We start from the raw sequence: 6678 nt of genomic DNA, 5'->3' as shown, positions 1-6678 counted from the left end.
GCGGCAACAACAACACCGGCGCTTCCACCGGAGCGCCAGAAGCTACAGCCGGCAACGTCGGCGCTGATATCACTACGACCTCTAACCTGGGTGCCACAAAATTAAACAGAATCAACGCAATAGTCCTTCCCGCGCACAGGTCTCATAAGTCCTCCCCGCAGATTGAACCAAAATAATCCGGTGAATCAAAATAAGACTGCAAATGGATACCAGGCATCTGGCTGCGATGCCGCAAGCCTATACCCCCATTCAGCAAATTCGATGGTAACCATCGCTGGTCCATGCGACCGCCAATGTAGGCCGACACAAAAGCTGCTTTTGTATCGATCACCCTAACTCTGTCGCGTTTTTATAGGATTGGGCAGATTTGCGGTGGGCGTCCACGCAGGTCATTTCAGCGAACATGAGCGTTAAGCGTGAGAAAAGTTCGTCGTCGACCCCATTGCCTTTGATAATTTGTGGCACCGTCCGGATGCCATGCGAAGAATATCGACTGCGTTGGTTTCCTGCAGGCGAGTGCAAAAAAGATATTTTTGACGCTTGCGGCCGTCAAATTTCTAGATGATCATTTTTTTATCGAGTGCCAGAGCGGATAACCTTCATCTGCGGCAGAACAATCTAATTATAGCTCAACTTGCTGCTAGGCAATACCTAGTTGCCGTTTTGCTGTGTGTAAAAGGAAGACGGCATGCTTAATGTCAATGAAATATATACTCTCAACTCCGACCGAGTTCTGAATTCATTTTTATCCGCTGACAACGGTCCTTCGATAATCACGTGTCCCGAATATCAAGGAAAGGTCGTTCTGAACGGACCTGACGCCGCCATCGACATCATCCATAGAAACATCCGCCTATATATGAACGCTGAACCGACTGACAACCCATCCTTCCATGCCTTCGTTGAACCATACCGCCGTAGGTTGTTACGTGCTGCGAAAAAGTATCGAACGAGCCCGAGCGACCGCGTGATCATCACGGGAAAATGGCACCACGTTCAGTATGACGAAGAGCCGTTCTTCGCCCCTTATCTGGTACATATTTTATCGGGTGACCAATTGGTGCGTTGCGTCCGTTATGACTTGGAGATTTTCGAAACCGATGCATTTAGTCGCGTTCTTGGGTCGCCGGTTCAATTGCGCGATGGGCAGAACTTGATCCACCGTCTTCGCTGGGCCGCCGAGAATACGCTATTCGACAGCTTTGAGGAGCTAAGCAGTTCAGGTCTTCCGTTTTATGCGGGCATACTTTGGTGGCCCCGCTCGCCACGTCTTCCGGCAGTCTTCACGACAGTTACCGGGCCGCAGCGGCAGCTTCTAGCTGACCTTGGGATTCTAAGTGGCGAGGTCCTTTCGGCGTCGATGAGTGAGACGCAGCAACGACTGCAGCATCAACTCTCAGAATTTTCGGATGCATTGAAGATGGCCGCTAAAGCTGGCCACCTTACTTCCCAATTGGAAAAAACGCTTTCCGTTCTCCTTGCAACGCTCGCTACGGCGGAGGACGAAGCCAGGTGCGAAGCGGAAGCTAAGATGCTCGGCATGCTGGCTAATACTATATTTGGCTTCGATGGCAAAATTCTCACAGTTCGCATGAACTTACCCGACACCGATACTTTGAGCTTTGAGGATGTCGCCAATACCACAACCGCCAAAGGTTTTTGGCTTCAGACCCGCGATGCTTTAGGTCGCGAAGGCGAACCCAAATTCTATGCGTTCCGCTATTTGCATCAGTGCCCGAGCACCTTAGCGACCATCTTGCGCAGGCGCACCCCTGAGATCGACGGATGCCTTCCTAACGATTGCAAATTCGTTAGCGATTGGGTGCCAAGCACGGGCAACACGTCAGCTCGCTGTATGGCCTTTGGGCAGGAACCCAAGCTTTCCTGGTAAGGCAGAGATAGGTTAGTCGGTCAGATTACTGGCCGACAACCGCGCGGATACTCGATGATTTCTATTGTGGCGGCAACTGTTGACGATGATCGAGGGGTGCGCTCGTAGACCCCCCTGATGATATGGAAGAGCAGTTGGCCTCGGGGCCTGGGGCAAATGGCGGATAGCGTCCCAGGGTGTGCCTCATCAATCTCCGATGCGATGCAAAGACTGAGCCCAGGGCCTTACTCGTTCTATGCCTGGACAGACGCGTGTCCGCTCGCCCACTTGTTCACCACAAAGCTTCCCTTCAGGTCGCACGTCTGCCTTTGGCAGAAACAAGCTGCCGCATTTCTCGTCGTGGCTCATTCCGACGCCGTTATCCTCAATGACAAGCTGTCGCTTTTCTTCATCCAGGGTAATCGTGATACGACTTTCGACGTCTGTAGCCAGCAGCGAGGGGTTCTCGATCGCCTCATAGCGCAGCTTTTCACAAAGGGAGATGACTTCAATGCCACCGAGCCAACCCGCCAAGAAGGGTTGGAGACCGTCTAACCGTAAAGGGGCTTCCCATCCGAATATCCTCGCGCGAGGCGCAAACGAACCAGATCGACAAGGTGTGCAAGCTGGGTCGTCACCAGCTCATCGAGTTGAACGCCTGACCAATCCGTTCTAAGCAGCAGATCATTGCTAGCGGAGAGGCCCTGCAGCCGCTCGTCGAACGACCGAATAAATTCCCCCGAATTGGCCTTTAGGGTGAAAGTCTTCCGCGCGATGGCCTGGACAACCGACAGGATGTTCTTGGTGCGATGGTTAAGTTCCGCCATCAGCAATCTTGTGTGTTCTTCGGCAGCCAGTTGTTCCGTTATGTCGATATTGACGCCAGTCATGCCGAGGAATTCGCCGCCGGAGCCAAACCGGGGGTTTGCGAGCGTTCGCATGGTGCGATATGCGCCATCGGCCCGCTTGTACCGCGCCTCGACGGCAAACGACGTTTGTTCCGCCATAGCCTTTACGAAGGGACCGGCAAGCTTTGAGGTGTCGTCGGGGTGGACGGTTGAATTCCAATCGAATTCGGCAAGATTTGCGGGGTTCACACCCCAAAAACTTCGCAACGCGGCATTTAGAAAAACGCATTTGCCATATTGATCACCCATCCACAGCATAGCTGGAGAGATTTCCGCTATAGCCCGCACGAATTCCTGCTCGTTGGCATCGGAGTCGTCGAGCTTGCCTTCGACTTCCTTCGAAGCATCAGACGTCACGGGCGATACCATGGAGGTTGCCTTTTCATTGATCATCTAAACTCGAAGAATTGCACATCGGAGTGACCGTAACAACGCGCAACGAATGGCTGACGAGCTCTACCGTGGGAGTCTTCATCCCGCAATGAATTCCGATCCCAGCGTCGCCGCATCTAGCACCCCATCCTTGTCATCGAGCGAGTTCGCCGGAGCCCTGCCGCCTAACCATCCGTTGGGAGAGGTGAACCAAAACGCCAACTGCCAGGGCGACTTCTTGCCTTCCAGCGTCCTGATGACGTCCCCGACTACTGCGATAGGTTGGCCATCCGAGAACTGGAAGACCGGGAAGTATTCTGCCCGAATGTTTGACGGAAAAGACCTGGTGACTGGCGTTCCAGCGCGATGCAGTCATGTTCAGGTTACCGGATTGGTGTCCGGCGCTTTCCGCGAGCTGCTTGTGACGCAACGCCATTTCCCGAAGAACTCTTTCCGGCATTCCCGCTGGTTTCCAACTCGGCTCCTCCGTAAATCTGCAAGTCGTCTTTCATGATGCAGCCGGGTCAGATAGCTGATGAATAATCTATCTAGCCGTCCTGCGATATTAAAGGTCCTTCGTTTGTCGCCATGTTGAAGGTTCGGCGAGATGCTTGTCCTCAAGGGCTCCAGAGCGCAAAGTTCTTGCCGCGACGGAACGTCTACAGAGGGGATGTAGGATATGACCCAGCTCGCGCCTTACGAAGTATATGCTGTACGCTATGGGTTCCACGCACGTGGTGCGGCGGAGAACTTTCTGGGCGGCGACCCGCACGATGTGCCGATGCCTCTCGATTACTTCGTCTGGGCCATAGTCGGTGCGGACAAAACCTACGCTGTTGACACCGGCTTTGATCGTGAGGTTGCGAAGAAGCGCGGGCGTATTTTTGTGCGCTGTCCCAGTGAGGGGCTGGAAATGCTCGGCCTGGACATTGGCCGCATCGAAGATGTGATTGTAACCCACATGCACTTCGACCACTGCGGCAATCATCACTTGTTCCCTGCCGCGAGGTTCCACGTTCAGGATGCCGAGATGGCCTATGTTACGGGCCGATGCATGTGCCATAAGCCGCTCGCGCACACCTATGAAGTCGACGATGTCTGCGCGATGGTCCGACGCCTGTTTAATGGACACCTTGAATTCCACGACAAGGTTGATGAGCTGGCTCCCGGGCTGTCGCTCCATCATATCGGCGGACATACGATGGGTCTCCAAGCGGTACGCGTATGGACGCGGCGCGGCTGGTTGGTTCTTGCGTCCGACGCTTCGCATTTCTACGCGAACATGGAGCAGGTCCGGCCGTTCCCGATCATCTATAATCTCGGGGAAATGTTGGAAGGCTACAAGGTGCTCGAACGGCTTGCATCCTCGCACGATCACATAATCCCGGGGCACGATCCATTGGTCTTGAAGCGGTACCCCGCGCCAAGGCCAGAGCTTCAAGGAATTGCTGCCCGCCTAGACGTCGAACCGGTTGTGAATTGACAAGGGGCATTGAAGCCGACGAGACGGCTATCTTTTACCTCCCCATCGACTCGAACGGTATCGCCAGATCCTCGAGAATGGCTGTGGCACGGTCTCGAACACCGGTTTCCGCCCCTCAAAGGAGGCTTCCTCTCGGATCGCGACCAACTGGCGTCGACCTCTGCGAGTTGCAAGAGAGGGCATACGTTTGCCACAGGGGCATGCTTCGATTGTAGACCCTTGATACGCACAGGGAGATGTGCAATGGGCCTGACACCCGATGAAGCAGAAACCCTTAAGCTGACCGACCTTGTTGTGGCACGCATCAACAAGATGCCGAGACAGTATCTTATTAAGGCATTTCTTGAGTACGAACGCGACGCGAGAAAAGAGGACGCTGCCCTGGAACGCCTCCTCACCTCGTTCGACGAAATAAGCGGCCCAAGCGAGGGCGACGATACAGCGATGTTTGCGAAAATTGCGTGAGCCTCAAGGCCCACTTCATACTTGCCTCTGGCACTCTTAGCCCGCCGGCGGCACAGAGTTCATTTGCATCATATGGGTACCTTGGACGCCGATACGGAAGGTGCCGAACTATTGGGGCGGATAAACAGAGAGAGCAGATGACCGGTCGGATTGCCAAAGCAACACTTTTCTTTGTGCAAATACGATGCTTTTGCTCTCTACTGCACACGCGGCATGCTGGTCGGCTTTGAATAGTCCGGAATGGCCAAAAATGAAGCAATCCCTGGCCACCGTGCGGCTGTGTGAGTTGCTCCCAGCCGGACCAGATCGGACGGAAAAATTTGATGCCACCCTCGCCGCTTTCTGTTCTGCCCCGGAAGGCGTTTCAATTCGCGCGGAGGGAAAATTAACTTGCAGTTCAAGCTCCGGCGCGTTGATCCAGATGTCGCAAAACGGGCGGGTCGATGTCGAGCTGACGGTTGACATCGGTGCCTGCAAAACTATCGATTCCCGCGTCTCTATCGACGGCGATGTCGGCACGGTATTGTCCGGCCTTCCGCAGGTTCAGGACCTGGCACGGAGTTGCCCAGGCACAGCTCTCGCATTTGTGTGGTCTTCAATGAGCGAGCGCTTTTAGATCGAATCCAAATTATTGCTTGCCAAGACCCCTCAAAGTTTCCATGTTTTGTCGCCGACTAACTAGATGAGGGATATCTATGGCGACTAAGGGTACTGTGAAGTTCTTCAATGCTGATAAGGGTTTTGGTTTCATTACTCCAGACGGCGGTGCTAAGGACGTTTTCGTTCACATCTCCTCCCTTCAAGCTTCTGGCATCCAGGCGCTGCGCGAAGGCCAGCAGGTCAGCTTCGATACGGAGCCGGATCGCTTTGGCAAGGGTCCCAAGGCCATCAACATCGATACGCTCTAACTTCGATTGTTCAATGGTCGACCTCGGTCGCCGATGGATTGAAATCGGATTGTCACCCAAGGGCGCTGAACCTAACAGTTACCGGATTGGTTGGCACACAAAAGGCTCCGTCAGGAGCCTTTTTCTGTTTCGCGACGAAGTCTAGTCCATTGATAAGATTGCGGGGTTAGTGTCGCCCTTCATCGAGAGCGTTCTTCAGCACACCGGGAATCGAGCGGGCCGCAGTGAGGACCACCCCAATCGGTCGAGCCTCCTATCAAAGGCCTTCACCCGGCGACGGAAGGCGTTCGGTGTCCACGAGAAATGGGACGGCAAGCGGCGCAGCCTAGCGAACTTCCATCGCCGACGAAGTCATTGGTCACGACACGGGACAGAAGAAGTTGATGCTGAAGCAGCAGCTACGCCAAGGTAAGGTGGAAGCAAATAGTAAAAGTGTTGAGGGGTGACGGTCCCCTTCCCCTTCCCCTTTTCCTTAGAGCCTGACCGAAAAAGAATTGAGTGAAATCAGCCAGTTGTGATTCCMTTGGATTTGCTTAGGATTCGAGGAAACTGCAATGGGCTGGACTGATTTCACCCGTCGCCAATATGGCCGACGGACAGGGCGTTACGCAAGTGATCTGACGGATAGGGAATGGTCGCTGATCGTTCCGTTTATGCCGAGGCCACGCAGGC

Annotated in this window: 7 protein-coding genes and 1 pseudogene; 6 read left to right on the top strand and 2 right to left on the bottom strand. The window is 54.2% G+C overall.

Annotation, left to right across the window (positions count from 1 at the left end):
* The first annotated feature begins 688 nt into the window (after positions 1-688).
* The gene (locus AB4048_RS28340) at positions 689-1891 is read left to right on the top strand and encodes a hypothetical protein (protein ID WP_442205282.1); all 1203 of its coding nucleotides are present in this window, start codon (positions 689-691) and stop codon (positions 1889-1891) included.
* A 186-nt stretch (positions 1892-2077) separates the two neighbouring features.
* Here the strand turns inward: AB4048_RS28340 and AB4048_RS28335 are convergent, their stop codons facing one another.
* Together AB4048_RS28335 and AB4048_RS28330 are read right to left on the bottom strand one after the other, a co-directional pair.
* Complete coding sequence (locus AB4048_RS28335; RefSeq protein WP_442205283.1) at positions 2078-2404, bottom strand: hypothetical protein; 327 nt, start codon at positions 2402-2404, stop codon at positions 2078-2080.
* A 17-nt stretch (positions 2405-2421) separates the two neighbouring features.
* A complete protein-coding gene (locus AB4048_RS28330) occupies positions 2422-3171 on the bottom strand; it encodes an HWE histidine kinase domain-containing protein (RefSeq protein ID WP_442205281.1) in 750 nt (249 codons plus the stop codon).
* Positions 3172-3829: 658 nt separating this feature from the next.
* Between AB4048_RS28330 and AB4048_RS28325 the strand changes: the two genes are divergently transcribed.
* The 5 genes and pseudogenes from AB4048_RS28325 to AB4048_RS28305 form a co-directional block, all read left to right on the top strand.
* Complete coding sequence (locus AB4048_RS28325; protein ID WP_442205280.1) at positions 3830-4633, top strand: N-acyl homoserine lactonase family protein; 804 nt, start codon at positions 3830-3832, stop codon at positions 4631-4633.
* A 243-nt stretch (positions 4634-4876) separates the two neighbouring features.
* Entirely contained in the window at positions 4877-5098 is a 222-nt protein-coding gene (locus AB4048_RS28320) for a hypothetical protein (RefSeq protein ID WP_442205279.1), read from the top strand.
* A 250-nt stretch (positions 5099-5348) separates the two neighbouring features.
* Positions 5349-5714: a hypothetical protein gene (locus AB4048_RS28315; RefSeq protein WP_442205278.1), complete on the top strand. Its 366-nt coding sequence runs from the start codon at positions 5349-5351 to the stop codon at positions 5712-5714.
* A gap of 79 nt (positions 5715-5793) precedes the next feature.
* On the top strand, positions 5794-6006 hold the full coding sequence (locus AB4048_RS28310) for a cold-shock protein (RefSeq protein WP_442205277.1): 213 nt from the start codon (positions 5794-5796) through the stop codon (positions 6004-6006).
* Positions 6007-6560: 554 nt separating this feature from the next.
* Positions 6561-6678: pseudogene (locus tag AB4048_RS28305) on the top strand (IS5/IS1182 family transposase); the annotation flags it as partial.

Source organism: Rhizobium sp. RAF56 (assembly GCF_052113965.1).
Classification (GTDB): domain Bacteria; phylum Pseudomonadota; class Alphaproteobacteria; order Rhizobiales; family Rhizobiaceae; genus Rhizobium.
The sequence above is the reverse complement of the archived record's forward strand: the minus strand, read 5'-3'. Positions and strand labels throughout refer to the sequence as shown.

Coding starts and splice junctions, on each gene's coding strand:
- AB4048_RS28315 (WP_442205278.1), top strand. CDS start 5,349: ATGAAGCAATCCCTGGCCACCGTGCGGCTGTGTGAGTTGCTCCCAGCC.
- AB4048_RS28325 (WP_442205280.1), top strand. CDS start 3,830: ATGACCCAGCTCGCGCCTTACGAAGTATATGCTGTACGCTATGGGTTC.
- AB4048_RS28340 (WP_442205282.1), top strand. CDS start 689: ATGCTTAATGTCAATGAAATATATACTCTCAACTCCGACCGAGTTCTG.
- AB4048_RS28310 (WP_442205277.1), top strand. CDS start 5,794: ATGGCGACTAAGGGTACTGTGAAGTTCTTCAATGCTGATAAGGGTTTT.
- AB4048_RS28330 (WP_442205281.1), bottom strand. CDS start 3,171: ATGATCAATGAAAAGGCAACCTCCATGGTATCGCCCGTGACGTCTGAT.
- AB4048_RS28320 (WP_442205279.1), top strand. CDS start 4,877: ATGGGCCTGACACCCGATGAAGCAGAAACCCTTAAGCTGACCGACCTT.